This is a genomic window from Streptosporangium sp. NPDC049644 (assembly GCF_040675205.1).
Classification (GTDB): Bacteria; Actinomycetota; Actinomycetes; order Streptosporangiales; family Streptosporangiaceae; genus Streptosporangium; species Streptosporangium fukuiense.
In genome coordinates this window covers 82,673-109,602 of sequence record NZ_JBFAOJ010000024.1, presented here as the reverse complement: position 1 = coordinate 109,602, position 26,930 = coordinate 82,673, and the positions used below count along the sequence as shown (strand labels likewise).

Sequence of the window (26,930 nt, the reverse complement as noted above, 5' to 3'; positions counted from 1 at the left end):
TGTCGGTAGCGCGGAGCACGGCGGACTTCCTCGGGCTCGCTCCTGCGGGCGTAGCGTTTGACGGTGTTCAGGGACACGTCGAGTCGGCGGGCGCATTCCAGCAGGCCAACACCCTTGCCGAGGAGGTCGTGAACCTGATGCCGGCGCTCGCGGGTGGTCCGCTCGCGGACGCCCCCGGGACGGGGCGGGTTGACCGCCGCCCAGCAGGAGGTATGGGAGCGGACCTCGGTCAGGGTCTTGTCGCACACGTTCCGCCACAGGTGCCACCTGTCGCTGACCTGCACCGCGTCGGGCAGTGCCCGGCGGACGGCCTCACCATAGGTGAGGGAACCGTCCCGGCAGACGATCTCCACGCCGGGATGAGCACGCAGCCACACCTCCAGCACCTCGGCGCCGCGACCTGGCAGCACGTCGATCCGCGTCCCCGTCTCGGCGTCAATGAGGATCGTGGCGTACCGGTGGCGGCGTCTCAACGCGAAGTCATCGACGCCCAGCACCCGCGGCACTCCGACCGCAGGCAGCGGCAGCCGCCTGAGCAGCCGCAACGCGGTCGACCGCGCCACCTGCACGCCCAAAGCCCGAGACAACCGGGCACTCGCCCTGCCCGCGAGCTCTCTCACCACCGCGCCCAACTGATCGGCGAGTCGGTTCGTCCGGCGCTGGTAGCGCTCCAGCAGCCCGGGCACCTGCTCCCGGAACGTCCGCCGCGAGCAACTCCACACCGGGCAGGCCATCCGCCGCACCCGCACCGACACCACCACCCGCCGGCCGTCCACGGGAAGGTCCGCGACCATCCGGCCGCAGAACCCATGCACCCGGCCGGTCGGCGTCGCGCACACCGGACACAGCACGGGATCGTCCCGAGTCCGCGCCACCACCCGAATCAGATTGCCCTCGTCCACCACACCCTCGATGACCAGGGCAGACAACCCCGAAAACACCACACCCGCAAGAGCGTCGATCTCCAGCACACCCCAGCCTGGCACCGGTGACGCATGGCTACCACCGATTACGGGACAGAGCCGTTAACTAGACACACCCCCCAGAATCGTCATGGTCGTCTCCCAAGACGGCCATGGACTCTTCGACGCGATCACCGGCACGAAGATTGCCCGAGACCGTGATCCCGACCCGGACACCAGCACACCTGACACCTCTGCCGACTTGACCTGCCCCGGCCTCGGGCCGATTGCCGGCACCCAGATCCACATCGCCGGCCTCTTCGGCGGCGGACTCCACCACACCACACCCGACGGCTGGGCCCTGGACATCGTCAGCCCCGAATGGCCCAACGACCGCATCCTGCTCTCAGCAGGCGGAAACATCTACAAAGACCCACCAGGACAGGGATGGTGGCACATCTTCCACTCCAACTACTCCACCTTCCGCGCCGCCGGCTTCTCCCCCTCCGGACGTGCTCTCGCAATCGCCACCAGCAGCGACCTCACCCTCTGGACCCGCCCAACCCTCAAAACCCGAACCTGAACACCAAGCTCGGCCCAGGTCAATGCCTTCCCCAGGAGCACGCATCAGCTGGTTCCAAGAACCATGGCCAGGTTCCAGCTACCGCGGCTCGGCCCAATTCCACTGAAACCCAGCAAATGATCATGGGCCACCTTCCCTGAAAAGATGCCAAGTATCGAGAAAAGTCTCAACCTTCAAGAAGACCAGTGCGTCTGCTCAGCGGCTACTGCCAGGTCATGACCAGTTGGGTGTGCCGCTTGCGGAAAATCCGGCCAACCGCCGGGGCAGGCGGGAGAGCATCGGCGGGGTAGAGGGTGAACGTCGGAGCGGAGTGGGTTCGCCAGTCGCGGTCCCACACCCGAACGTGATCATGGAGATAGTGGGCGAGTTCGGCGCCGGCGGGCCCGTACCCGCAGACGCCGAACTCCCACCGGGGCTCCGCCGCCTCCTCTGCCCGGGGCAGTTCGCGGATCGTGAGGTAGGCGAAACTGTCGGCGGTGATGAGCACGGGGCAATACCAGCGCATCGCCACCTTGACCATGCCGCAGTCGCGGTCCGGGTCCTGCCAGATCATGCCGAACCGATCATCGGTGGTCGCGATCCACAGATGCATCGAGTCGAACGGCTCACCCCGGCCGACCCTGACGCCGGTCCACAGCTCGCTACGGGCGCCGGTCAGGGCTTGGTCGAGCGCGGCGATGTCAAGGGCGGGGCCCTCTTCGAGCGTCAGCCTCACCGCACCGTCGGCTAGGATCGCCTCTTGATCCGGGAGCGCCCCGACTCCCTGAGCCGCGACGAATCCGCACACCGTGGGGTTCAAGCCGACGAAGTGGTCACCGTTCCGGACGAAGGTGAAGGACCGGCTGACCGTGGAGAACCGCAGCGGCACCACCATCCGGCCGGCCGGGGCAAGCAGAGGCCCCCACGGGATGTCCCAGACCCCGACAGTGACGATGATGACGTCAAAGCCGCCCTCAGGAGCGTGCTCGGCGGCGGCATGCTCGGCATCACCCAGCACGACCTGCACGTGCGGGTAGCCGGTCTCAGCGAGGAACCGGGCCGCTCGCCCGGTGACGAACGGGTCGATGTCCACTGTGACCACCAGCCCGTCCGTGCCCACGATCTCGGCGATGAGTGCCGCGTTGTAACCGCCGCTGCCAACCTCGAGAACTTTCGCGCCGGGGGTGAGCTGTGCGGTTTCGAGCATCTCGGCCTGGAGCCAGGGCGCGCTGATCGAACTCGTCGCCCTGCCGTTCGGGCCGCGTTTGGTGACGACCACGTCCTGGGCTGAGTAGGCGGCCTCCAGCGGCGCCTCGGGCGCGAACCTCTCACGCGGTACCGCAGCGAAGGCCGCTTCGACCTGCGGGGAGCGGATCGAGCCTCGTTCCTTGAGCGTTGCGACCATGTCGGCGCGCAGCAGATCAGGGGTGGCGGAAGGCAGGGTGTCGGCGGTCACCGGCCGACTGTAGTCCCTGCGCGCGACAGTTTCCGCGCGGTGGCGGTCCCATGCCTGCGTGTTCGCTTCAGGAAGCGCAGGAGTTATCGGGGTAGCTGCGCCTCTCGGCTGAGTCGGGGCGTGTCAACGATGTCCGTCAGTTTTAGATCGACAGGCCCAGATCCGCCAGGTTCGAGCCAGTGACTCGTTACAGGACGTAAACGCCGGTTCCTCGCGTACACCTCTGCGTCTCGCCCGCCGGACCCGACCCATCTGGCAGTGCTGGAGCGCCCCGGCTTTGTCGCGGCTGCTCTCGCCTATGCCGACACCTCTCTGTTCAGGCTGTCGTCAGCTACGCTCGCCCCGCTGCGACGGGGCTCGCATCGCAGATCTTTCACCTCCGCTCGTCGGGAGCTTGAGCAATCAGAAGACCAGGGAGGAGCCCTCTGCCAAACTCGACTCGTGGCAGGAGAGAAGAAGTTCGATCCCCAGGCCGTTGTGAAAGCAGGCCTCAGCAAGGCGCTGGAGGCTCAGTACTCGTTGGCAGCCGAGAACGTCGCGCGTCTCCGTCGTGTCCATCCTGGCAAGTCTCCCGCAGAGCTCATCTCTTATCTCAACAAGGTCTATCTCGGTGCTGTCACGACCACAGGCGCAGGCGCAGGCGCGGCGGCGATTGTCCCGAATGGATGGGCTCAGATTCCCGTCGCTTTCGCCGACCTGCTCACGTTCTTGGAGTCCTCGGTCCTGTACACGCTGTCAGTCGCCGAGATCCACGGTTTGGATGTCGAAGACGTCGAGCGACGCAGGTTTCTGGTGACTTCGGTCCTCGTGGGGAACACCGCCGCGACTACCGCCTTGGACCCGTTGATCGGTCGCACAGCGCCCTATTGGGGGAAGAAGATTGTGCAGTCGATTCCAATGTCGACGATCAACGCGGCTAACAAGATCCTCGGCCCGCGATTCGTGACCAAGTACGGTGTGAAGCAGGGCATGCTCGTCCTCGGCAAGCAGGTCCCTCTGTTCATTGGGGTCGGCATCGGTGCAGGCGGGAACCACCTGTTCGGGCGGTTCGTGATCAAGGCGGCGAGGAAGATCCTCGGCCCGCCCCCCGAGTCATGGGATGCCCCCCAGAAAACCCAGCCGACAGCCACCTCACCGTCGCCACCACCCGCGCACACGCCCCCGAACCACGAGCACCAGTAGGACGAGAAGACCCCCTGCCCTGAAGATGCTCGGACAGGATCGAACATGATTTCCGGTGAACGTCAATTACTGCGGTAGGCCGGTCGTAGACCCATCGCCGGGGCAAGGGCCGCCAGCGTCGGCGCGATGCACTCGCGGTTGAACGGCGCATGGTCACCTTGCGCCTGAGCCGGTAGCTCGCGACCAGAGCAGCCGAGCCGGCCAATGGGCCGGTCTGGTCTGCAGGGCCGTCGCCCACGCCTCCCGGGCTCGTCCAGCACCGACGGCACAAACGACAACGAGGCCGGCAGTCGAAGCGGCCGATCAGGAACGAGGAGATCACGACATCCCAGACGGACTCGTTGACCAGCTGGCCGGAGAAGACCGGCTCCCCCGCATCGCCCACGCGCGACGCGGGGGAGCCGGTTCGGCTTACTCGGGGTCGTAGGCGAGGTTGGGCCGCAGCCAGCGCTCGACCTCGGCGAGGTCCAGGCCGCGCCGCCCGGCGTAGTCCTCGACCTGGTCCCGGCCGAGCCGCCCCACGGTGAAGTACCGCGACGAGGGGTGGGCGAAGATCAATCCGCTTACGCTCGCGGCCGGGGTCATCGCGAACGACTCGGTCAGGCCCATGCCGAGCCGGTCGGCGTCCAGCAGGTCGAACAGCTCCCGCTTCTCGCTGTGGTCCGGGCTCGCCGGGTAGCCGAGCGCGGGGCGGATGCCGCGGAAGCGCTCGGCGTGCAGGTCCTCGAGGCGGGGATCGGCGTCCGGCTCGAACCAGGCCCGCCGCGCCTCCAGGTGGATGTACTCGGCGAACGCCTCGGCCAGCCGGTCGGCGAGGGCCTTCACCATGATCGCCCGGTAGTCGTCGTTCTGGGCCTGGTAGGCGTTCGCGAGGGTTTCCGCGCCGTGGATCGCCACCGCGAACCCGCCGAGGTGGTCCCCCGCCGGAGCCAGGTAGTCCGCCAGGCACCGGTTGGGCCGGCCCTCGGGCTTGACCGTCTGCTGGCGCAGCATCGGCAGGCGGAGGCCGCGCGTACCCGCCGTATCGCCGTCGATCACAGCGTCGATCACGATGTCGTCGCCCTCGGAGTGGGCGGGCCAGTAGCCGTAGGCGCCCTTGGCCTGGAAGCTGCCCTCGGCGATGATCTGGTCGAGCATGGTGTTGGCGTCGTCGAAGAGTTCGCGGGCCACCGGCTGGTCGAGGATCGCCGGATACTTGCCCTTCAGTTCCCAGGCGAGGAAGAGGAACTGCCAGTCGATCATCTCCCGCAGCACGGCCAGTTCCGGCTCCACGACGCGGATGCCGGTGAAGTCGGGGACGGGCAGGTCCTCGAAGGAGACCTTCTCGGGGTTGGCGCGTGCTTGTTCGACGCTCAGCAGGGGGGTGCGCTGCTTGTTCGCGTACTGTTCGCGCAGGCGTTCCTGGTCGGCGCGGTTGCTCGCGTCCAGTTCCTCGGCCCGCTCGGCGTCCAGCAGGTCGGAGACCACGCCGACGACGCGGGAGGCGTCGAGCACGTGGACCGTGCTGTGGTCGTAGGCGGGGGCGATGCGGACCGCGGTGTGCTGGCGCGAGGTCGTGGCGCCGCCGACCAGCAGGGGCAGCTTCAGCCCGCGGCGTCGCATCTCCTCGGCGACGGTGACCATCTCGTCCAGCGACGGTGTGATCAACCCGGAGAGCCCGACGACGTCGGCCCCCTCGGCGACCGCGGTGTCCAGGATGACCGAGGCGGGGACCATCACCCCGAGGTCGACGACCTCGTAGTTGTTGCAGCCGAGCACGACGCCGACGATGTTCTTGCCGATGTCGTGGACGTCGCCCTTGACGGTGGCGAGCACCACCTTCCCCTGACCTCGGCTGCTGTCGAGGCGCCCTTCCAGCCGCGCCTGCTCCTTCTCCGCCTCCATGAAGGGCTCAAGGTAGGCGACCGAGCGCTTCATCACCCGGGCGCTCTTGACCACCTGCGGCAGGAACATCTTGCCCGCGCCGAACAGGTCGCCCACGATCTTCATTCCGTCCATGAGCGGCCCCTCGATCACCTCCAGGGGGCGCTCCCGCTGCTGCCTCGCCTCCTCGGTGTCGGCGTCGATGAAGTCGACGATGCCGTGCACGAGGGCGTACGACAGGCGCTCCTCCACCGGGGCCTCGCGCCAGGACAGGTCCACGACGCGGCGGGTGCCGGACCCGCTCACCGTCTCGGCGAAGGCGACGAGCCGGTCGGTGGCGTCCTCACGCCGGTCGAAGATCACGTCCTCGACGAGTTCGAGCAGGTCGGCGGGGATGTCCTGGTAGACCGCGAGCTGTCCGGCGTTGACGATGCCCATGTCGAGGCCGGCGCGCACGGCGTGGAAGAGGAACGCCGAGTGCATCGCCTCGCGTACGACGTCGTTGCCTCGGAAGGAGAACGACAGGTTGGAGATGCCGCCACTGGTCCGCGCCCCCGGGCAGTGCTGCTTGATCAGCGGCAGGGCCTCGATGAACGCCTTCGCGTATCCGTTGTGCTCGGCGATGCCGGTGGCGACCGCGAGCACGTTGGGGTCGAACACGATGTCCTCGGCGGCGAACCCGGCCTTCCGCGTCAGCAGGTCGTAGGCGCGGGCGCAGATCGACACCTTGCGCTCGACGGTGTCGGCCTGTCCATGCTCGTCGAAGGCCATGACCACCACGCCGGCCCCGTAGCCCCGGATGGTCCGCGCCTGCTCCAGGAACGCCTCCTCGCCCTCCTTGAGGCTGATCGAGTTGACGACGCCCTTGCCCTGCACGCACTTGAGCCCGGCCTCCAGCACGCTCCACCGCGAGCTGTCGATCATGACCGGGATACGGGCGACCTCCGGCTCGGTCGCGATCAGGTTCAGGAAGGTGGTCATCGCCCGCTCGCTGTCGAGCAGGTCGGCGTCCATGTTGACGTCGAGCAGGTTGGCCCCGCCGCGCACCTGTTCCAGGGCGACGTCGACGGCGCCCTGGTGGTCGTCCGCCTCGATCAGGCGCCGGAAACGCGCCGAGCCGGTGACGTTGGTGCGCTCCCCGATCATGACGAATCCGGTGTCCGAGCCGATCTCGAAGGGCTCCAGGCCGCTGAACCGGGTGCGGGCCGCCGGCGCCGGGATCTGGCGGGGCGGGAGGCCGGACACGGCGGCCGCGATCCGCTCGATGTGCCCTGGCGAGGTCCCACAGCACCCGCCGACGACGTTGACCATGCCCGCCCTGGCGAACTCGTCGAGCAGCGCCGCCGTCTCCTCCGGGGTCTCGTCGTAGCCGCCGAACGCGTTGGGCAGGCCGGCATTGGGATGGCAGGCCACGTAGGTGTCCGCCAGGCGCGACAGCTCGGCGACGTGCGGGCGCGCCTCCTTGGCGCCCAGCGCGCAGTTCACGCCGACCACGAGCGGTTCGGCGTGCCGGATCGCGCTCCAGAACGCCTCGACGGTCTGCCCCGACAGCGTGCGCCCGCTCAGGTCGACGATCGTCACCGAGATCCACAGCGGCAGGTGCGGGGCGACCTCGCGCGCGGCGGCGATCGCGGCCTTCGCGTTGAGCGTGTCGAAGATCGTCTCGATCAGCAGCAGGTCGACCCCGCCGTCGGCCAGCGCCTGGATCTGCTCGGCGTAGGCGGCGCGGACCTCGTCGAACGTCACCGCCCGGTAGGCCGGGTCCTCGACGCGCGGGGAGAGCGAGAGCGTCACGTTCAGCGGGCCGATCGAGCCGGCCACGAAACGCCCGCCCGCCTCGTCCGCGGCCTGACGTGCCAGCTGGGCGCCCCGCAGGTTCATCTCCCGCACCCACGGCTCCAGCCCGTAGTCGGCCTGGCCGATGCCCGTCGCGGTGAAGGTGTTCGTGGTGGTGATGTCCGCGCCCGCCGCGAGGTACTGCCGGTGGATGTCCAGGATGACGTCGGGACGGGTCAGGTTCAGCAGGTCCGGGTCGCCGGTCAGGTCACGCGGGTGCTCTGCGAACCGCTCGTCGCGATAGTCGGCCGGAGTGAGCGAGGCGCCCTGCAGCATCGTGCCCCAGGCCCCGTCGAGCACCGCGATCCGCCGCTCCAGCAGCTCCCGCAGTGCCCGTACCCGGTCGTCCGCTCCCGGCACGCCGTTCCCGTGCTCGTCGCTGTGCCTCGAAGAATCGTTCATCGGACCACCTCCCGTTGTGGGAGGCGCCCTTGGTAGCAGATCGCGGTCGAGCGTGGCGGGCCTGAGCCCGTTGCAGCGCCTCTCGACCTGAAGATCGAGCGTACCCAAAAACAAATGAGGACGCCAAGGCCGATCCTCCGCCGGCGCCCTCAGCCGATGAGAAAACGGCTGATCAGGTCGACATGCGGGGCGCGGAGAAGTTCGTGGTGCTCTCCGGGGATCTCGTGGACGGTCAGGTCGGAGACGGTCTGGCGCCACCCGGCCTCCTGGACGGCCCGCAGCCTGGGCGGGTGCAGCTCGCTGGTCAGGAGGGTGACGCGCCCGTGGAGCCAGCCGGCCCGGTAGCCGGCCAGGCCGCGCAGGCTGTCGCGCCAGAGCCGCAGCAGCTCCGGCCCGTACGCCTCGTGGTAGGCGGCCACCTGGGAGGGCGTCATGCCGAGCCCGGCGAAGAAGCCCACCTTGGAGTCGAGCAGGGCCTGCCGGGCCTCGGCGGCGCCCAGCGGGGCCAGCCGGTCGATCAGCGCCTCCAGTTCGGCCAGCTCGCCCAGCAGGTCGGTCACGAACACCTCGGGCAGCACCGAGTCGATCAGCACCACCCGGTCGACCTGGTGGCCGAGTTCCTGTAGCCGCCTGGCCGTCTCGAAGGCCAGCACACCGCCCGCCGACCAGCCGGCGAGCGTGTACGGGCGCGCCAGGTCCAGACCCGAACCGGCCAGCTCCCGGGCGTACCTGGCGGCCATGTCCGGCAGCGAACCGGCCTTCACCCCCGACTCCAGCGCCTGCAGCGCGTAGACCGGCCGGTACGCGGCGAGCCTGGCCGCCAGTCCCGCGTAGCAGCGCGCGGAGCCGCCGAGCGGATGGAAGCAGTACAGCGGGGCTCCGGCGGGTGCGGAGACGGCCAACGGGGTGATCACGGGGAGCGAGGCGGCCGGAGCAGCGTCACTTCCCGGCTCGGCGCCGTGGCCGGGCTCCCGGGCAGGACCGGAGCCGTTCTCCTGACCGTGACCGGGACCGGAGGGGTCGGAGGCGGGGCCGTGCGCGGAGCCACGGTCCGCGCCGTGCCCCGAAGACCCTCCGGAGGCGTGCCCGAAGCCACGGTCGGAGCCGGGGACGGCCGCGGACACCAGGGTGGCGAGGCCGCTGACCGTGGCGTTGGCCAGGAACCTGCGGAGCTTGACCTTCACGCCCAGCCGCTGCTCCACGCTCGCCATCAGCCGTACCGCGCCCAGGGAGTCGATCCCCCTGGCGAACAGGTCCTCGTCCGCGCCGACGTCGTCGGAGCCGATCCCGAGCAGCCCGGCGATCAGGTCGGCGATCTGCCCCTCGACGGCGGTGCGCGCCCGGCGCGGGGCGGGCTCCTGTCCCGTGTCCCACGCGGCGTTCACCTCCGGCAGCGCGGATCGGTCCACCTTGCCGTTGCGGTTGAGCGGGATCGCGGGCAGCGGCACGAAGACCGAGGGCACCATGTACTCGGGCAGGCTCCTGGCCAGACCCGCGCGCATCTCGGCCGCCGTCGCGGTGCCGACGACGTAGGCGACGAGCCTTCGCCCTCCTCCGGAGCCGGGCCGGGGTTCGGGAACGGGTACGGTTCCAGGTCCGGGCCGGGGCCCGGGGACGGGCGCGGTTCCGGATCCTGGCCGGGGTTCGGGTACCGGGGCGGTTCCGGGTTCGGTTCGGGGGTCGGGTACGGGGGAGGCGACGACGACCGACTGCTCGACGCCCGGCAGTTCGTCCAGGGCGGCCTCGACCTCTCCCAGCTCGACACGGAATCCCCTTATCTTCACCTGGTCGTCGAGCCTGCCGAGGAACTCGAACTCCCCGTCGGCGCGGAGCCTGCCCAGGTCCCCGGTGCGGTAGAGCCGCGAGCCCGGCGGGCCGAAGGGGGCGGGCAGGAAGCGTTCGGCGGTCAGCGCGGGCCTGCCGTGGTAGCCGCGCACCACGCACTCGCCGCCAATGTAGAGCTCGCCGGGCACCCCCATCGGGAGCGGGCGCATGGCCTCGTCCAGCACGTACATGGCGGTGCCGGGAATGGGTCTGCCGATCGGGACCAGCTCGCCGCCGATCGGGCCGGTCACGGTGTGCACGCAGTTGGCGACGGACGCCTCGGTCGGGCCGTACTCGTTGAGCAGCACCGGCGCCGGGTCCAGTGCCTGCCAGAACGCCAGCGCCCGGCTGGGGAAGGCATCGGCGCCCACCACCAGGACCCCGGCCAGACCCGCGGCCTGCTCGGCGGAGAGCTGCCCGGCCAGCACCTCCAGGTGTCCGGGGGTGAGCTTGACGAACCCGTACGGCCGGGCCGACAGCGCGGCGCCCAGCTCGTCCAGGGCGGTGTCCTCGGCGGCGACGTGCAGGCTCTGGCCCACCACCAGCGGGGTGTAGATGTTGGGCACGACCATGTCGTAGGCGACCGAGGAGAACAGCGGAGCCCCGCCCACCCCGCCGACGGCGTAGGCCGACACGCACCAGTGCAGGAAGTTCACCAGGCCCCGGTGACCGACCATGACGCCCTTGGGCCGCCCGGTCGAGCCCGAGGTGTAGATGAGATAGGCCAGGTTGCCGGGCGCGGCGGCCGGGTCCGGGTCGGCGGAGGGATACCCGGCGGTCTCTGCCTCCAGGGCGGCCGCGTCGTCCAGCACCAGCCGGGCGCCGGAGTCGGCCACCATGTACTCCAGCCGGGCGGCGGGTAGACCGGGGTCGAGCGGCAGGTAGGCGGCCCCGGCCTTCCAGATGCCGAGGAAGGCGGCGACGAGCCAGTCGGAGCGTGGCAGGCGGACGGCGACGACGTTCTCCGGGCCCATGCCCCTGCCGCGCAGCCAGTGCGCGATCCGGTTGGCCCTGGCGTTCAGTTCCCGGTAGCTCAGCCGGATCTCACCGAAGGTCAGCGCGACGGCCTGCGGGGTGCGCCGGACCTGCCGCTCGAACAGCTCGTGCGCGCAGAGGTCCGGCGAGCCCAGTGGTTCCGGTCCCCGGCAGGCCGCGAGCAGCGCCTCGCGCTGGGCGGGCGGGAGGATCTCCAGCGTGTCGAGCGGCGCGTCGGGTGCGGCGGCGATCTGGGCGAGCAGGTGGACGAAGGAGTCGGCGAGCCGCCGGGCGGTGCCGGTCTCGAACAGGTCGGCGCGGTAGGTCAGGTGGCCCAGCAGGTGGTCGTCTTCCGGCATCAGGGACAGGGCGAGGTCGTACTTGGCGGCGGTGTCGGGGAACTCGAACGGCTGCACGGCCAGGTCGCCGAGCCTGGTGGCCCCAGGCAGGCCGGCGTGCAGCTCGTACAGGACGCGGAACAGCGGGGCGCGGCCCTGGGCGAGCATCGGGTACGGCAGGTGCTGGTGGGTGAGGGTGTTCAGGCAGTAGGCGCGGACGCGGCGCAGCAGCTCGGTGAAGCTCGGGTCGCCCGACAGGTCGGCGCGCATCACCACGGTGTTGAAGAAGGCACCGACGAGGTGCTCGGAGTGCGGCACGGCACGGTTGGCTACGGTGCTGCCGAGCGCGATGTCGTCCTGTCCGCAGTGGCGCGACAACAGCGCGGCGAACGCGGCGAGCCCGGCCATGTATGGGGTGGCCCGGCAGCGCCGGGCGACGGCGCCGAGCGCGGCGGCGGTGGCGGCCGGCACGACGAAGGTCAGCGTCGCCCCCTCCGCGGAGGAGTCCGTGGAGGAGTCCGTGGAGGACTTCGTGGCGGGGACGCGGTCGGTGGGCAGGTCGAGCGTGGGCAGACCGGCCAGGGCGCCGCGCCAGTGCGCCAGGGCGGGTGCCAGATCCACGGCCCGCTCGGCCGCCACCACCTCGTCGTACCCGGCCGGCAGCGGGGGCAGCGGGTCGGGCAGACCGGCGAGGCGGGCCCGGTAGAGGGCGTCGAGCTCGCTGAAGAAGACGCCCATGGACCACTCGTCGAAGGCGATGTGGTGCACGGTGAGCACCAGGACGTGGTCGGCGGCGGCCAGCCGGGCGAGCCGGGCCCGCAGCACCGGCCCGGCGGCCAGGTCGAACGGCCGCCGCGCCTCGGCGGCGGCCGTCCCGCGAACCTCCTCCTCCGAGGCCACGGGGTGTACCGGCAGCTCGACCGGCGCCGGTGGCAGCACCGAGGCCACCGGCCGTCCTTCGACGTTCGGGTAGACGGTGCGCAGCGCCTGGTGGCGGGCGACGAGGTCGCCGAGCGCCCCAGCGAGTGCCGGGACGTCCAGCGGGCCGCGCAGGCGCAGCGCCAGGCAGACGTTGTACTCCGTCCCGGCGGGGTCCAGCTGGTGGCCGAGCCACATCCGTTCCTGGGCGTACGAGAGCCCTCCCCCGAACGGCCGGGACGTCCCGGGGAGCGTGGACTCGGGCGTCGGCGTCCCGGGGAGCGTGGACTCGGGCGTCGGCGTCCCGGCGGGGGACGCCCCGGACGAGGACGCTCCGGACGAGGACGCTCCGGACGAGGACTGCCCGGGTGGGGACGTCTCAGGCGCTACGACCGGCACCTTCCACCTCCAGCGGCGAGTGCGGTGAGTGCGGTGACACTCCGTCCTCCAGCAGGCCGAGGACGACCTGCGCCAGCTCGCCCACCGTCGGGTGGGTGAACACCTCGGCGACCGGCACCTCGACGCCGTGCCGCGCCCGGATCCTGGCGACGAGCTGGATGGCGACCAGCGAGTGGCCTCCGGCCTCGAAGAAGTCGTCGTCGGAACCGACGGCGTCCAGGCCGAGCAGCAGCGCCCAGTCGTCGGCCAGCGCCTGGTGGACGGGGGTGTGCGTGTTCATCGTGGCCTCCTGGCCGCACCCGCGGGTGCGAACTGGTCTTCGGCCCCCGGCACCGGGCGGGCGGGGTCGTGGTCGATGTGGACGATCCGGTTGGACCCGTCCACGTGGACGACCCGGGGCCGGTAACCTCGCAACTCCGCCCCCGAGTACTGGCCGTAGGAGATCAGGATCACCATGTCCCCCGGGGCGACCAGGTGCGCGGCGGCTCCGTTGATGCCGATCACCCCGCTGCCGCGCTCCCCCGTGATGACGTACGTCTCCAGGCGGGCGCCGTTGGTGATGTCGACGATCGCCACCTGCTCGCCGTCCAACAGGTCGGCGGCCTCCATCAGCTCCTCGTCGATCGTCACCGAGCCGACGTAGTGCAGGTCGGCGTGGGTGACCGTCGCTCGGTGGATCTTGGATTTGAACATCGTGCGCAGCATCTCGGACTTCCGTTCACCGGATATTCAGTGCGGATGCCTCGCCCCTCAGGGTGAGGAGGAAGCACTTTTCTTTTTTTCGTGTGGTGTGCGGGTGCGGCCCGTCGGAGGACGTCACGCATGGGGAACCGGTGACAGTGCCGAGAGCGGCGCGTGCGGGTCACGCACAGCCGCTCCCAGCAGATGCAGCCATGCATCCACCAGGCTCTCGACGGTGGATCCGTCGAACAGACCGGTGTTGTAGGCGACCTCGCCGATGATCGAGTCCGGGGTCTCCGCGACCGAGCAGACGAGGTCGGCGACCGTGGTGCGGGTCGCCAGGTCGATGGGGGTCACCGTCAGCTGTGGCAGGCGTACGCCCTCGGCGCCGGTGAGCGCGCTGAGCGGGACGCCGTTGAAGATGACGTCGAAGAAGGGGGAACGTCCCGGGGCGCGCGGCGGGCGCAGCGCCTGGACCAGCCGCTCCAGCGGAACGTCCTGGTGGGCGTAGGCGCCGTGGACCACCTCACGGACGCGGCCGAGCAGTTCGGCGAAGGTCGGGTCGCCGCCGCAGGGGGTGCGCAGCACCAGCGTGTTGACGAAGAAACCGATCATCTGCTCGGTCTCCGGGCGGGTACGGCCGGGTACCGGGGAGCCCACCGCGACGTCGGCGCCGCCGGACGCCTGGAAGAGCGTCGCCTGGAAGGCTCCGAGCAGGGCGGCGAAGAGCGTCGTGCCCGCCTCGCGGCCGAGCCGGCGCAGCTCCTCGGTGACCCGTTCTTCGATCATGAAGGAGACCCTGGCGCCCGCGTAGGTCTGCACGGGCGGGCGCGGCCGGTCGATGGGCAGCTCGGCCGGGGTGATCCCGGCCAGCTGGGCACGCCAGTAGTCGAGCTGCTCGCCCCCCGCGGCGTGCGCACGCTGCCAGGTGGCGTAGTCCACGTACTGCACGGCCGGCTCGGGGAGCACGGCGGGCCGCCCGGCCAGCGCGGCCTCGTACAGGGTGGCCAGTTCCTGCCAGAGCACCTGCTCGGAGGCGGCGTCGTAGGCGACGTGGTGGACGACCAGGGAGAACACGTGCTCGTAGTCGTCCAACCTGGTCAGCCTGGCCCGCACCGGCGCGGCGGCGGCGAGGTCGAAGGGGGTCTCCCAGTCGGCCTGCAGGGCGTCGGAGGCGGCGCTCTCGCGGGCGATACGGGTCTCGCCGGGCGCGACGCCGAACCTCAGCCGGGATCCGCGGGCGTCGATGCGCACCTCGGGGATGCCTTCGGGGCTCTCCACGTACCGGGTCCGCAGGATCTCGTGCCGGGCGACCAGTTCGTCGAACGCCTGGCGGAACGCCGCCACGTCGAGGTGGCCGCGCAGGCGGCAGGCGGTCGGCACGTTGTACGCGGTCGAGCCGGGCGCCAGCCGGTGCAGGAACCAGAGGCGTTCCTGGCCGTAGGAGAGCGGCAGTGTGCCCTCGCGGGACACCCTCGGCAGCGGCGGGAGCTGCTCGGCGCGGGTCTCGGCCACCTCCTCGGCGAGCTCCTCCAGCGACTCGGCGGAGAAGAGCAGGTAGAGCGGGAAGTCGATGCGCAGGTCGTCCTGGATGCGGAACATGACCTGGGTGGCGAGCAGGGAGTTGCCGCCCAGCTCGAAGAAGTTGTCGTCCAGGCAGACCGTGTCCAGGTCCAGGACGTCGGCCCAGATGGTGGCCAGCGCCTGCTGCACGGCGGTGACCGGGGGCCTGCCCTCGGCCCGCTCGGCGGGCGCGGCGATCTCCGGCAGTGCGGCCCGGTCCACCTTCCCGCTGCTGGTCAGCGGCATCCGGTCGATCACCGCGAGCTGCGCGGGGATGAGGTAGGGCGGGAGCCGGTCGATCAGGTAGGCCCGCAGCTCCGCCGGGTCGGGGGCGGCGCCGGAGGCCACCACGTAGCCGAGCAGGCGCTCCCCGGCGACCGTGACGGCGGAACGCTCGACCCCGGGGTGGGCGTCCAGGGTGGCCTCGATCTCGCCCAGCTCGACCCGTACCCCGCGGATCTTGACCTGGTGGTCGGTGCGGCCGAGGAAGTCCAGGGCGCCGTCGGGGCGGCGGCGCCCCAGGTCGCCGGTGCGGTACAGCCGCGAGCCCGGCGGGCCGTACGGGTCGGGGACGAAGCGCTCGGCGGTCAGCGCGGGCCTGCGGTGGTAGCCGCGCGCCAGGCCGATGCCGCCGATGAACAGCTCGCCGACCTCGCCGTCGGGTACGAGGTCTCCCGCCTCGTCCAGCACGTGCACGGTGTTGCCGGTGAAGGGCGTACCGATGGAGACGACCGGGCCCGCGTGCGGGTCGTGCGGGTCGTAGGTGTACAGGGTGGAGTCGATCGACACCTCGGTGGCGCCCCACTGGTTGTGCAGCCCGCAGCCGTACACGCCGATCTGCTCGTGGAAGGCGAGCGCCAGGGGTGCGGTCAGCGCCTCCCCGCTGGAGATCACGTGGCGCAGGTGCGGCAGCGGCGGCAGCCCGGCGCGGCGGTGCGCCGCCAGGAACAGCGCGAGCATGCTGGGCACGAACTGCACGACGGCGGCGCCGAAGCGCGAGGTGGCCTCCAGCAACGCCACCGGGTCGCGGTGCTCGCCCGGCGGCAGGATCGCCACCACCCCGCCGGTCGACAGCGGCCAGAACACCTCCACCGCCGAGTCGTCGAAGCTGAGCGTGGTCTTGTGCAGTACGGCCTCGCCCGGTTCGAGGCGGTGCTCGGCCTGCATCCACCGCATCCGGTTGACCCAGCCCCCGTGCGTGCTGGCGACCCCCTTGGGGGTGCCCGTCGAGCCGGAGGTGTAGTAGAGGGAGACCAGGTTCTCCTGGCGTACCCCGGAGCCGACCGGGGTCGTCGGGTGGCGGTCGATCAGCGCGCTGTCGCGGTCGAGCAGCACGACGCGGGTCAGGTCGCCGGGCAGCAGGTGGGCGAGTGCCTGCTCGCCCACCGACACCGGCGCCGCGCCCTCGGCGACCATGAGCCGCCCCCGGGCGGGCGGCGCGTCGGGGTCGATCGGCAGGTAGGCCCCGCCCGCCTTGAGGATGCCGCACAGCGCGATGACCAGGTCCAGTCCCCGGTGCACGCACACCGCCACGGGGGTGTCGGCGACCACTCCCAGCTCGCGCAGGTGGTGGGCGAGCTGGTTGGCGCGCCGGTCCAGCTCGCGGTAGGTCAGGGTGTGGCCGTCGGCATCGATGACGGCCACGGCGCGCGGGGTCCGCTCCACCTGGGCTTCGACCAGCTCGTGCAATCCGGCCACGACTTCTCCTAACGGTTCGCCGACGCCAGCAGGGCGACGCGGTCGATCTTCTTGGTGGGGGTCAGCGGGAAGGCGCCGCGCACCTCGATCCTGGACGGGATCATGTAGGCGGGCAGGTGGGCGGCCAGATGCTTGCGCAACGCCCGGGGGGTGACGTCTCCCTGGGCGAACAGCAGCAGGCCCTCGTCCACGACGTGCGCGGCGGCCAGCTCGACCAGCGGGTGCTCCTGGGCCACGCACTCGATCTCACCCAGCTCGATCCGGTAGCCGCGCAGCTGGACCTGCCGGTCACGACGCCCGGTGAACCAGAGCCGGCCGTCGGGGCGCAGTCGGCCCAGGTCGCCGGTCCGGTAGAGCCTGCCGTGCTCGGGATGGTCGACGAACCGTTCTGCGGTCAGCTCGGGGGCACCGCCATAGCCGAGGGCCACGCCGAGCCCGCCGACGTGGATCTCACCCTGCTCGCCGTCCGGTACCCGCTCACCGGCGTCGTCGAGCAGGACGACGCGGTAGCCGGCCAGCGGCCTGCCCACCGGCAGCGGGTCCGGCTCTCCGGCGGTGACGAGCCCGGCGGTGCACCACACGGTGACCTCGGTGGGACCGTAGAAGTTCCAGACGCGTCCGGCGCGCCCGGCCAGCTCGGCGGCCAGCCGGGCGGTCAGCACCTCGCCGCCGCAGACGGCCTGCAGCTCCGCACGCCCCGGCGTCAGGTACGGCAGCAGGAAGTGCCAGGCGGTGGGGGTGGCGTGCACGACGGTGACACGGTGCCTCTCCAGCCAGCCCACCAGCCGTTCCGGGGCGGCCTGCAGCGCCTCGGAGGTCACCAGGGTCGCACCGCCGTGACTGAGCGGGACGAACATCTCCAGCAGCGCGATATCGAAGGAGAAGGTCTGGTTGGCGGCGTACCGGTCGGCGGGGCCGGGGTCGAGCAGTTCGGCGACGGCGCGCACGCAGTTGTGCAGCGAGGCGTGCGAGACCAGCACCGCCTTGGGCCGCCCGGTGGAGCCGGAGGTGAACATCACGTACGCGCACCGCTCGGGGTCCGCGTCGCCGGTCCGCAACCCGGCAGCGTCCTCGGCGTCCTCGGCGCCCTCGGTGTGCGGTACGGAGTCGAGGAGCAGGCTCATGCCCGCCTGGCGCTGCTGGAAGCGCAGCCGCTCGGGCGGCAGGGCCGGATCCAGCGGCAGGAAGACCGCGCCGGCCTGCCAGATGCCCAGGATCACCGCCACGTAGTCGGCCGAGCGGGGCAGCGCGACACCGACCACGTCACCGGGGCGCGTTCCTCTCTCCCGCAGCACGTCGGCCACCGCGTTGGCGCGGGCGGCCAGCTGCCCGTAGCTGAGCTCGGAGGCCGGGTCGAGGGCGGCGACCGCGCCGGGCGCGCGTCTCACCTGCCGGGCCACCTCGTGCAGGACGGTGTTCACGCGACCATCTCCTGAGGGACGGTGCCGATGTGACCGGGCGCGGGCGGCGCGGACCAGTCGCGGGACCAGGGCAGCAGCGGGATGGACGCCACGGCCCCCGGCGGGTTGAGCGCGGCCCAGTCGAGGTCGTGGCCGAGCTCGTAGAGGCGGATCAGCACGCCGGGCAGGTCGCCGGCGCCGGCGCAGCGCACCGCGCGGGCCTGCCTGCCCCCCGGGGCACCGCGCAGCCGGGGACCGAGTTCGGCGACACCGATCTCCACGAAGGTGCTCACCCCGCGGTCCAGCGCGACGGCGAGCGCGTCGCCGAGCAGGCTCGGGGCGGCCAGGTGCCGCGCCCAGTGCCGGGCGCCCTGCGCGCGGCCGTCGACCGGCCCGCCGGTGAGCGTCGACAGCGCCACCGTCTCGCCGGCGTTGACGGGCAGCCCCTCCAGGGCGGCCTCCAGCTCGGCGGCCAGTGGTGCGGCCAGCCCGCTGTGGTCGGCGGTGGCGGGTCCCAGGTCGCCGCAGAGCACGTCTCCCGCGGTGAGGGTGGCGGCCAGGGTGGCCAGCGCGGCCCGGGGGCCGACGATGACGCAGGTCTGCGCGTCCTCCACGGTGGCCACCGCGAGCGCGGGACCGATCCGCGCGCACAGCGCCTCCGCCAGCCTGCGCGCCAGCCGCACCCGCAGGGCGTGCACCGGCGCCGGCCCGGCCAGCAGCCTGGCGCGGTGCCCGGCGACGGTGTCCGAGGCGGTGGGCGACAGCACGCCGCGGTAGCGGGCGGCGGCGACCTCCCCCGCGCCGTGGCCGATCACCAGGTCGGGACGGACGCCCGCCCGGCGCAGCTCGGCGGCGAGGTCGGCGTGCGCGGCGGCCGTCCCGGCGCCCGGCTCGTCGGCGAAGACCAGGGCCAGGCCGCCGGGTGCCGCGCCGCCGGGTGTCGCGGCGGTCAGGTCGGTCAGTGCCCTGTCGAGCTCCCGGCTCAGCTCGGCGGCGTCGGCGCCGGTCACCCCGACCCGGTAGGCGTGGTGGTCGCGCCGTTCCCCTGCCGTGTGGCAGGCCGCCGCCAGGTCCAGCTCCGGATCGTCCAGCGCGGCCCGCCAGCGCACGACCAGCTCCCGCAGCCCGGCGTGCGTGTGCGCCGACAGCGGCAGGTAGTGACGATGCCCCTGACCGGCCGGGAAGGCCGTCGGTGCCGCGGCCGGCTCCCGCACTGGAAGTGTCCCGGCCATCCTGTCCGGAGGCGGCGCCGTCGCGGCGTACTTCTGCGGATACGGCCACGCCTCGGCGGGGCCCTTGCGGTTCCGGGACTCGCCACCCGCCACGGCCGCGGAGGGGGTCGGGGGCGCCTGGAGGATCAGATGGGCGTTGGTGCCGCCGAAGCCGAAGGAGCTGACGCCGGCCAGGCGGCCGGTCCAGGACTCCAGGCTCCGCTGCACCCGCAGGCCGCCGCCGGACCAGTCGAAGTCCTCGGCGAGGTCGGTGGCGTGCAGGCTGGCCGGCAGTGCGCCGTGGAAGAGCGCGAGGGCCGCCTTGGCCAGGCCGGCCGCGCCGGCCGCCGCCTCCAGGTGCCCCAGGTTGCTCTTGACCGAGCCGACCCGCAGCGCGGCACGGCGCGGCGCCGCGCCCAGCACCTCCGACAGGGCGCGCAGCTCCATCAGGTCGCCCAGCCGGGTGCCCGAGCCGTGCGCCTCGACGTAGCCGACGTCACCGGGGTCGACTCCCGCGGCGCGGCACGCCGCGCGCAGCAGCCGTACCTGCGCGGGGGCGCTCGGCGACATCAGGCCGTTGGTGCGCCCGTCGCTGTTGACCGCGCCGCCGAGGATGAGGGCGTAGATCCGGTCTCCGGCGGCGAGCGCGTCGCCCAGGCGCCGGAGCGTCACCATGACGGCCCCCTCGGAGCGGCCCATGCCGTCGGCCCCGGCGCCGAAGGACTTGCACCGGCCGTCGGGGGCCAGCACTCCCGCCGTGCGGAAGCACAGGCCGATGTCCGGCGAGAGGATGGCGTTGACCCCGCCGGCGAGGGCGGCGTCGCACTGGCCCGTCCGCAGTGCGGTCACCGCCTGGTGTACGGCGACCAGCGACGACGAGCAGGCGGTGTCGACGGCCATCGAGGGGCCGTGCAGGTCGAAGACGTAGGAGATGCGGTTGGCGGCCACGCTGTGCGCCACGCCGGTCGGGGTGTAGAGGCCGGGTTCGGTCTCGGCGAGCCCCGGGCTGAAGCTGTGGACCAGGAAGTCCCCGCTGCTGATGCCCGCGAACACGCCCGTCTGGCTCCCGGCCAGATCGGCGAGGCGGAGCCCGGCGTCCTGCAGGGACTCGTGCGCGACCTCCAGCAGCAGCCGCTGCTGCGGGTCCATCGCCTCCGCCTCGCGGGCGTTGACCGTGAAGAACGCCGGGTCGAAGCCCTCCACGTCCGGCAGGAACCCGCCCTCGCCCACCCCCGGCTCGCGCCAGCCCGGGTGGTGCGCGGCCCGCTCGCCCGGCACCGTGCCGACCGCGTCGACGCCGTCCGCCAGCAGCCGCCAGAGCCGTTCGGGGCCGTCGGCTCCCGGCAGGCGGCAGCCGATGCCGACGATCGCCACCGGTTCGACGACCTCATGCCCGCCCGGGGCGCGGGAGGTGTCGTGGCCGGGGGTCCCGCGGTCCGGCCGTCCCACGGCTCCCGCCAGGTGTTCGGCCAGGGCGCGCGGGGTGGGGTGGTCGTAGAAGACCGTGTTCGGCAGCGGGATGCCCAGCCGGGCCTCCAGTTCGGCGGCGAGGGCGACCGCGTCGGCCGAGCCGATGCCGTAGTCGATGAACAACCGGTCGGCGTCGACGTCGGCCAGGCCGGCGCGTTCGGCGACCAGGGAGGTCAGCAGGTCCAGGACGCTCATCGCCCGGCCGCCACCGGGTCGGCGTCCGCGAGGGCGGGCGAGGTCCATCCGGCCAGCACGGTGAAGCGACCTTCCGCCAGCATGGCGCGGCACTCGCGGCGCCGGATCTTGCCGCTGGTGGTCTTGGGGACGCTGCGCGGCTCGACCAGGAACACCCCGTCGAGCAGCACGTCGTGCTCCCTGGCCACCGCGAGGCGGATCTCGGTGATCAGCTCGTCGAGGTCCCCCGCGGTCGAGGCGGTGACCTCGGCGACCACCACCGCGGCCTCGGCCTGCGGCACGTCGCCGGTGGGCTCGGTGGCGAAGGCGGCGCCGCAGCCGCCCCGCACGGCGGGGCTGACCCGCTCGACGGTGTACTCGACGTCCTGGGGATAGTGGTTGACCCCGTTGATCACGATCAGGTCCTTGTGCCGGCCGACGATCACCACGTCGTCGCCGTCCAGCACCCCGAGGTCCCCGGTGCGCAGGAAGTTCTCCTCGCGTCCGGGCAGCCGGGCGTGGAAGGTCTCGGCGGTGGCGTCGGGGCGCTGCCAGTAGCCGGCCGCCACCGAGGGCCCCGACACCCACACCTCGCCGACCTCGCCCGCCTCACATGCCAGCCCGGTGACAGGGTCGGCGATCTCGACGACCATCTCGTCCAGCGGGGTGCCGCAACGTACGTAGTGGCGCTCCCCCACCCGCACGCCGAGGTCGGCGGCCGACAGCGGTCCGGCGGAGACGACCAGGGTGGCCTCGGCCATGCCGTACGCGGCGTACAGGCTCGCGGCGTCGAGCCCGGCGGGAGCGAACCGCTCGGCGAAGCGCCGCAGGGTGTCTCGCCTGAGCGGCTCGGCACCGTTGAGCGCCACTCGCCAGCGGCTCAGGTCCAGGGTGGCGAGCTCGGCGTCGGTGACCTTGCGGACGCACAACTCGTAGGCGAAGTTGGGCGCGTAGGAAAGCTGCCCGCCGTGGTCGGAGATGGCTCGCAGCCAGGCGAACGGCTGCGCGGCGAACGCCTGCGGTGACATCTTCACCACGTGCGCGCCCCACAGCAGCGGCGACAGCAGCGATCCGATGATCCCCATGTCGTGGTAGAGCGGCAGCCAGGAGACCGTGGTCGTCTCGTGGCCGGCCCCGACGGCGGCGGCCACCACGCGGGCGTTGTGCATCAGGCCACCGTGGGTGACCATGACGCCCTTGGGGTTGCCGGTGGAGCCCGAGGTGTACTGCAGGAACGCCAGGTCTTCTGGGGTGGGAAGCGCCCAGTGGTCGGCGGCGTCGCCGCGGAGCAGGTCGGCGAAGTGCAGCCAGCCGCGGAAGCCGGGCAGGGTGGCCGGCGCGTCCGCGCCGGGGAGCGGTTCGGGGGCGATCGCATAGGCGGCGCCGGAGTCGCGGGCGATGGAGGCGATCTTCGACCAGGCGGACCTGAAGTGCGCGAGGGAGGGCAGGTAGACGGGCACGGGCAGGGCCCCGGCCAGCATGCAGCCGTAGAAGACGGGCGCGTACTCGGCGGAGGAGGGGCAGACCAGGAGCACCCGCTCGCCGTACGCGCCGGCCTCGGTGAGGCGGGTGGCGACCTGGCGGGCGCGCAGGGCCAGCTCGGCGAAGGTCCACCGGGTGCTCTCGCCCCTGCCCAGGAAGGTCAGCGCCGGGCGCTCGCCGTGCTCGTCGGCGGTGCTCAACAGCGACGCAAGCACCGAATCATGAAATGTCATGCCACACCTCCGATGTGGTCGTTGAGAAGCTCGTCCAGCAGGGCGTCCACCTGGGCGTCGGACAGGGCGTCCAGCCGCGCCGCCATCGGGTCACGGGTGTCGGTCTCGCCAGCCGGCCGGTCGTCCAGATGGGCGCTCACCCGCCCGGCCAGCTCGGTGACGGTGGGACCGTCGAGGAAGGCCGGGGCCGGCAGCCGCACCCCGAGCCGGGCCTCCAGGAGGTTGCGCAGTTCGACGGCCATCAGCGAGTCCAGTCCCAGCCGGGTCAGCGACGCCTTCGGGTCGATCGCGGCCGGTGAGGTGCGCAGCACCCCCGCCACCCACTCGACGAGCGCCCGCTCCAGCTCCTGGGGGGTCGTGATGCTCAGCCTGCCGGTCCCGGTGTGCCCGGCCGCCAGCCCGGCGAAGATCGACCAGCGCTCGTGTCCGGGGTTGTTCGCGAACCAGGTGGGCGCGTCCAGCGGGACGACCGCCACCTGGGCCGGCTGCTCGGCGAGCAGTTCGGCGAGGATCCGCAGGCCCGACGCGGTGTCGATGGAACCCATGCCCCGGTCGGCCAGCCTGCCCGCCCGGTCCGGTCGGGCGGCGAGCCCGATCTGTGACCAGACGCCCCAGTCGACGCTGGTGGCGGGCAGGCCCCGGCTCCTCCGCCAGTGCGCGAACCCGTCCAGGAAGGCGTTGGCCGCCGCGTAGCCGGCCTGGCCGCCGGAGCCGAGCAGCCCGGCCGCCGAGGAGAACAGCACGAACAGCTCCACCGGGTCACCGCAGGTCAGCCGGTGCAGGTTGCGGGTGCCGGCCACCTTGGGGCGCAGCACCTCGGCCACCTCGTCGAGGTCGACGACGGCGACGGTGCGGTCGCGCAGCACCCCGGCGGCGTGCAGGACTCCGCGAATGGGCGGCCCCTGGGCGCGGAGCCCGTCGAGCGCCTTCTCCAGCGCGTCCGCGTCGGCGACGTCGGCGGCCAGCACCACGACCCGCACGCCCTCCTCGCGGAGTGCTGCGATCCGCTCCCGTGCGGCCGGTCCGGGCTCGCTCCTGCCCAACAGGGCGAGATGCCTGGCTCCCTGCCGTACCAGCCCCTCGGCCGCGGCCAGGCCGAGACCGCTCAGACCACCGGTGACCAGGTAGGTGCCGTCGGCGCGCAGCCGGGGCCGGTCGAAGGTGAGCACCACCTTGCCGATGTGCCTGGCCGAGGCCATGTGCCGGAACGCCGCCTCGGCCTCCGCCGCCGGGAAGGCCGTCACCGGCAGCGGGCCGAGATCGCCCGCCGCGACCGCGTCCACCACCTCGCGCAGCATCGCGCCGGCCAGCGCCGGGCGCCGTCCGGCCAGCGAGAACGCCTCCACCGCGTGAAAGGACAGGCTCTTGGCGAAGGGGGCGAGCGGCAGCGGCCGGTTCTCCGCGATGTCGCGCTTGCCGAGTTCGACGAACCGGCCGAAGGGCGCCAGGATCCGCAGCCCCTCGTCGACGGCCGGTCCGGCCAGGCAGTTGACCACCATGTCGACCCCGGCGCCGCCGGTGACCTCCAGGATCTGGTCGGCGAAGTCCAGCGAGCGCGAGTCGAAGACGTGCCGGACGCCCTGTTGCCTGAGCCAGGCCCGCTTGCCGGGCGAGCCCGCGGTGGCGAGGACCTCCGCGCCCGCCCGCCTGGCCAGCCGCACCGCCGCCTGGCCGACACCCCCGGCCGCGGCGTGGATCAGTACCCGCTCCCCCGCCTCCAGCCGGGCCAGCCGCTCCATGCCGTAGAGCACGGTGACGTACGCCGCGGGGAGCGTCGCCGCCGCGGTGAAGTCCAGATCGCCGGGGATGGGCACGGCCAGCCGGGCGTCCACGGTGACGTGCGAGGCCATCGCGCCGATCTCGGCGACCAGGGCCACCACCCGGCTGCCCACGGCCAGGCCCGTGACGCCGTCGCCGACGTCGGTCACCTCGCCCGCGCACTCCAGGCCGTAGCCGAGTGGCTCCGGCTGCTCGCCCAGCATGCCGATGCCGCGCAGCACGTCGTTGAAGTTGAGCCCGGCGGCGTGTACCCGGATCCGTACCTCTCCCGCCCCCGGTTCCCGGGGAGCGTCCTCGGCCAGGCAGAGGGTGGCCAGGTCCTGCCGGGCTCGCTGGACGAGCCGGTGCGGGCCGCGCGGCCCGGCCGGTCGCGGGGTGAGGCGTGGCGCGAACGGCCTGCCACCTCGCAACGCGACCTCGTTCTCACCCGCGAGCCTCCAGGCGGGGCGCCCGGCACCGACATCGGCGCCGGCGCCCAGCTCGGCCGGGGTCCAGGACGGTCCCGGCTCGGCGTCCAGGTCGATCAGGGTGCAGCGCAGCTCGGGGTGTTCGTGCCTGATCGTGCGCGCCATCCCCCACACGGCGGCGGCGTCGGGGTCCACCGGGTCGCCCGGCTCGACCGGCTGGGCGTTCCTGGTCACCACCCACAGCCGCTCCGGCTCCGGCCGGGCGATCAGCTCCCTGGTCAGTTCCAGCAGCGACCGCAGTGCCTCCTCGGCGGGCCGTCCCGGTTCGACCCGGTGGACCACGCCGCCGAACGGCTCGTCCGCGCCCGTCTGCACCGGCACCCAGCGCGTGCTGTACGTCCAGCCGCCGGCCCCGGCGCCGCGCGCGATCCGGTGCAGCCGCACCCCGCGCAGCGCCAGTACCACCCGGCCGTCCTCGTCGCAGGCGTCGATGTCGAGCGTCACCTCCGCCCCGTCACCCGGGTCGTCGCCGGTGCCCGTCGCGGACACGGCCCTGGCGTGCGCCCAGCGGGCCGCGCCGACCTCGCCGAGCACCGACACCCGGGCCACCGCCCGGGGCAGGTAGAGGTCGTCGCCTTCGGCGAGAACGGGCGCCGCCGCCTGCAGGCAGGCGTCCAGCAGCGCCACGTCGAGGCGGTACGGCCAGGGGCCGGAGGCGGGTTCGCCGTCGTGGGCCCGCGAGGCGCGCAGGCGGGCGAGGGACTCTCCGGGGGCGGTGAAGACCTCCTCGATCCGCTGGAAGGCCGGACCGTACCGCATGCCCCTGGCGGTGAAGCCGGAATACAGCTCCTCGGCTCCGATCCGGGCGACGTACCTGGACCTGAGCGGCGACAGCTCCAGGTGCGCCACGGCCTGCGGGGTCGCGCGGGAGGCCGAGGCGTGGGTCCGCCCCTCGACGGTGAGGTCGATCGCGTCGCCGTCGAGCCGGGTGGCCAGGCGGCGTGGCGTGTCCAGGAGCAGCGGGGCGTGGAACTCCACCCCGGCCAGCGCGTCGGAGTGCTCCAGGGCGGCCGCCAGGTATCCGGCGCCGGGGAAGACCGGCCGGCCCTCGACCCGGTGGTCACCCAGGGGGCCGTCCGCGGTGAGCTTCACCTCGCGCAAGCGGGCGAGCGAGCCCGCGAAGACGGCGCCGTCCTCCTTGTGCACGGACGCCAGCAGCCGGGCGTCGACGTCGCGCAGCCCGGACAGCAGGGTGGGGTGCGGGCTGAGCTCGACGAACGTGTCGTAGCCCGCGTCCAGGAGTTGCCGGATCACCGGCCAGAACAGCACGGGCTCGCGCAGGTTGCGGCACCAGTAGTCGGCGTCGAGCACCGCGCCGGGGCGGCCGGTGACGGTCGACCAGAGCGGGATCCCCGCGCGGTTCGGCACCAGTGCGGCCAGTTCCTCGCGCAACTCCGGCAGCAGGGGGTCGACGTGGTGGCTGTGACCGGCGACGTCGGCGCCGACCAGGCGGCAGAAGACGTCCTCCCAGCGGAGCTGCTCGACGAGCGCGTGGACCGCGTCGTGGTCGCCCGCCACCACCGTCGAGCCGGGCGCGTTGGCCGCGGCCAGGCAGATCCGGCCGGCACCGGGGAACTCGGGTGCGGCCCCGCGATGGCCGTTCCGCTCGGCGACCAGGGCGGCGGTCTCCTCCCAGCCGAGGCCGACCAGCGCCATGGCGCCCGTCCCGCTGAGCCTGCGGTAGAGCCGGCTGCGGACGCCGACGGCCCTGGCCGCCTCCGCCAGGGTCAGGGCGCCCGCCACGTGGGCGGCGGCGATCTCGCCCAGGCTGTGGCCGACCACCGCGGCGGGTACCACGCCGTTGGCCGCCCAGAGCCTGGCCAGCCCGATCTGGAGGGCGAAGAGCGCGGGCTGGACCACGTCGATCCGGTCGGCGTCGGCCCTGCCCGCCAGCACGTCGGTGACCGATCGGTCCGTGTACGGTTCGAGCGCGAGCTCGCACTCCCGGATCGCCGCGGCGAAGACCGGTTCCTGCTCCAGCAGGGCACTTCCCATGCCACGCCACTGGGCACCCTGGCCGGGAAAGACGAAAACGACACCGTTCATGCCGAGAAGCATCGCCAGGCGCGGCTCCGGCGTCTTCCGTCGCGGGACGCGGACGGTACCTAGCCTCCC

The 26,930-nt window shown here is 72.6% G+C and carries 13 protein-coding genes and 1 riboswitch; of the genes, 2 read left to right on the top strand and 11 right to left on the bottom strand.

What is annotated here, in order from left to right; all coding sequences use genetic code 11:
• The coding region (locus tag AB0J58_RS16640; protein WP_364216119.1) for an ISL3 family transposase at positions 1-941 on the bottom strand (941 nt) is incomplete at its 3' end.
• 112 nt (positions 942-1,053) lie between these two features.
• On the opposite strand from AB0J58_RS16640, the gene AB0J58_RS16635 reads away from it, so the two are divergent.
• Positions 1,054-1,485 (top strand): hypothetical protein, encoded by a 432-nt coding sequence (locus AB0J58_RS16635; protein ID WP_364216117.1) that lies wholly within the window; start codon positions 1,054-1,056, stop codon positions 1,483-1,485.
• A 202-nt stretch (positions 1,486-1,687) separates the two neighbouring features.
• On the opposite strand, the gene fxlM is transcribed toward AB0J58_RS16635, so the two are convergent.
• Positions 1,688-2,920 (bottom strand): methyltransferase, FxLD system, encoded by a 1,233-nt coding sequence (gene fxlM, locus AB0J58_RS16630; RefSeq protein ID WP_364216115.1) that lies wholly within the window; start codon positions 2,918-2,920, stop codon positions 1,688-1,690.
• Positions 2,921-3,361: 441 nt separating this feature from the next.
• Here fxlM and AB0J58_RS16625 point away from each other — a divergent pair, with 441 nt between their 5' ends.
• Entirely contained in the window at positions 3,362-4,102 is a 741-nt protein-coding gene (locus tag AB0J58_RS16625; RefSeq protein ID WP_364216112.1) for a hypothetical protein, read from the top strand.
• A 411-nt stretch (positions 4,103-4,513) separates the two neighbouring features.
• Here the strand turns inward: AB0J58_RS16625 and metH are convergent, their stop codons facing one another.
• The 9 genes from metH to AB0J58_RS16580 all read right to left on the bottom strand — a co-directional run bounded on the left by metH (position 4,514) and on the right by AB0J58_RS16580 (position 26,861).
• Positions 4,514-8,203 carry a methionine synthase gene (metH, locus tag AB0J58_RS16620; RefSeq protein WP_364216109.1) on the bottom strand — a complete coding sequence of 1,230 codons (3,690 nt, stop codon included), beginning with the start codon at positions 8,201-8,203 and terminating at the stop codon, positions 4,514-4,516.
• A gap of 14 nt (positions 8,204-8,217) precedes the next feature.
• A riboswitch (S-adenosyl-L-homocysteine riboswitch) is annotated at positions 8,218-8,293 on the bottom strand.
• Between the two features lie 59 nt (positions 8,294-8,352).
• Positions 8,353-12,657 (bottom strand): amino acid adenylation domain-containing protein, encoded by a 4,305-nt coding sequence (locus AB0J58_RS16615; RefSeq protein WP_364216106.1) that lies wholly within the window; start codon positions 12,655-12,657, stop codon positions 8,353-8,355.
• Complete coding sequence (locus AB0J58_RS16610) at positions 12,638-12,937, bottom strand: phosphopantetheine-binding protein (protein ID WP_364216103.1); 300 nt, start codon at positions 12,935-12,937, stop codon at positions 12,638-12,640. The genes AB0J58_RS16615 and AB0J58_RS16610 overlap by 20 nt, the downstream gene beginning before the upstream one ends.
• Complete coding sequence (gene panD / locus AB0J58_RS16605; protein ID WP_343973513.1) at positions 12,934-13,362, bottom strand: aspartate 1-decarboxylase; 429 nt, start codon at positions 13,360-13,362, stop codon at positions 12,934-12,936. The genes AB0J58_RS16610 and panD overlap by 4 nt, the downstream gene beginning before the upstream one ends.
• Before the next feature lie 111 nt (positions 13,363-13,473).
• Positions 13,474-16,599, bottom strand: coding sequence for an amino acid adenylation domain-containing protein (locus AB0J58_RS16600; RefSeq protein WP_364216099.1), 3,126 nt, complete (start codon positions 16,597-16,599; stop codon positions 13,474-13,476).
• Positions 16,600-16,607: 8 nt separating this feature from the next.
• The gene (locus tag AB0J58_RS16595; RefSeq protein ID WP_364216096.1) at positions 16,608-18,020 is read right to left on the bottom strand and encodes an amino acid adenylation domain-containing protein; all 1,413 of its coding nucleotides are present in this window, start codon (positions 18,018-18,020) and stop codon (positions 16,608-16,610) included.
• Entirely contained in the window at positions 18,017-20,875 is a 2,859-nt protein-coding gene (locus AB0J58_RS16590) for a beta-ketoacyl synthase N-terminal-like domain-containing protein (protein ID WP_364216093.1), read from the bottom strand. The genes AB0J58_RS16595 and AB0J58_RS16590 overlap by 4 nt, the downstream gene beginning before the upstream one ends.
• On the bottom strand, positions 20,872-22,569 hold the full coding sequence (locus tag AB0J58_RS16585) for a fatty acyl-AMP ligase (RefSeq protein ID WP_364216090.1): 1,698 nt from the start codon (positions 22,567-22,569) through the stop codon (positions 20,872-20,874). Before AB0J58_RS16585 ends, AB0J58_RS16590 begins: the two co-directional genes overlap by 4 nt.
• A complete protein-coding gene (locus AB0J58_RS16580) occupies positions 22,566-26,861 on the bottom strand; it encodes an SDR family NAD(P)-dependent oxidoreductase (RefSeq protein ID WP_364216087.1) in 4,296 nt (1,431 codons plus the stop codon). The genes AB0J58_RS16585 and AB0J58_RS16580 overlap by 4 nt, the downstream gene beginning before the upstream one ends.
• Positions 26,862-26,930: the final 69 nt, after the last annotated feature.

Coding starts and splice junctions, on each gene's coding strand:
- AB0J58_RS16635 (WP_364216117.1), top strand. CDS start 1,054: ATGGTCGTCTCCCAAGACGGCCATGGACTCTTCGACGCGATCACCGGC.
- metH (WP_364216109.1), bottom strand. CDS start 8,203: ATGAACGATTCTTCGAGGCACAGCGACGAGCACGGGAACGGCGTGCCG.
- AB0J58_RS16610 (WP_364216103.1), bottom strand. CDS start 12,937: ATGAACACGCACACCCCCGTCCACCAGGCGCTGGCCGACGACTGGGCG.
- panD (WP_343973513.1), bottom strand. CDS start 13,362: ATGCTGCGCACGATGTTCAAATCCAAGATCCACCGAGCGACGGTCACC.
- AB0J58_RS16590 (WP_364216093.1), bottom strand. CDS start 20,875: ATGAGCGTCCTGGACCTGCTGACCTCCCTGGTCGCCGAACGCGCCGGC.
- AB0J58_RS16585 (WP_364216090.1), bottom strand. CDS start 22,569: ATGACATTTCATGATTCGGTGCTTGCGTCGCTGTTGAGCACCGCCGAC.
- AB0J58_RS16580 (WP_364216087.1), bottom strand. CDS start 26,861: ATGAACGGTGTCGTTTTCGTCTTTCCCGGCCAGGGTGCCCAGTGGCGT.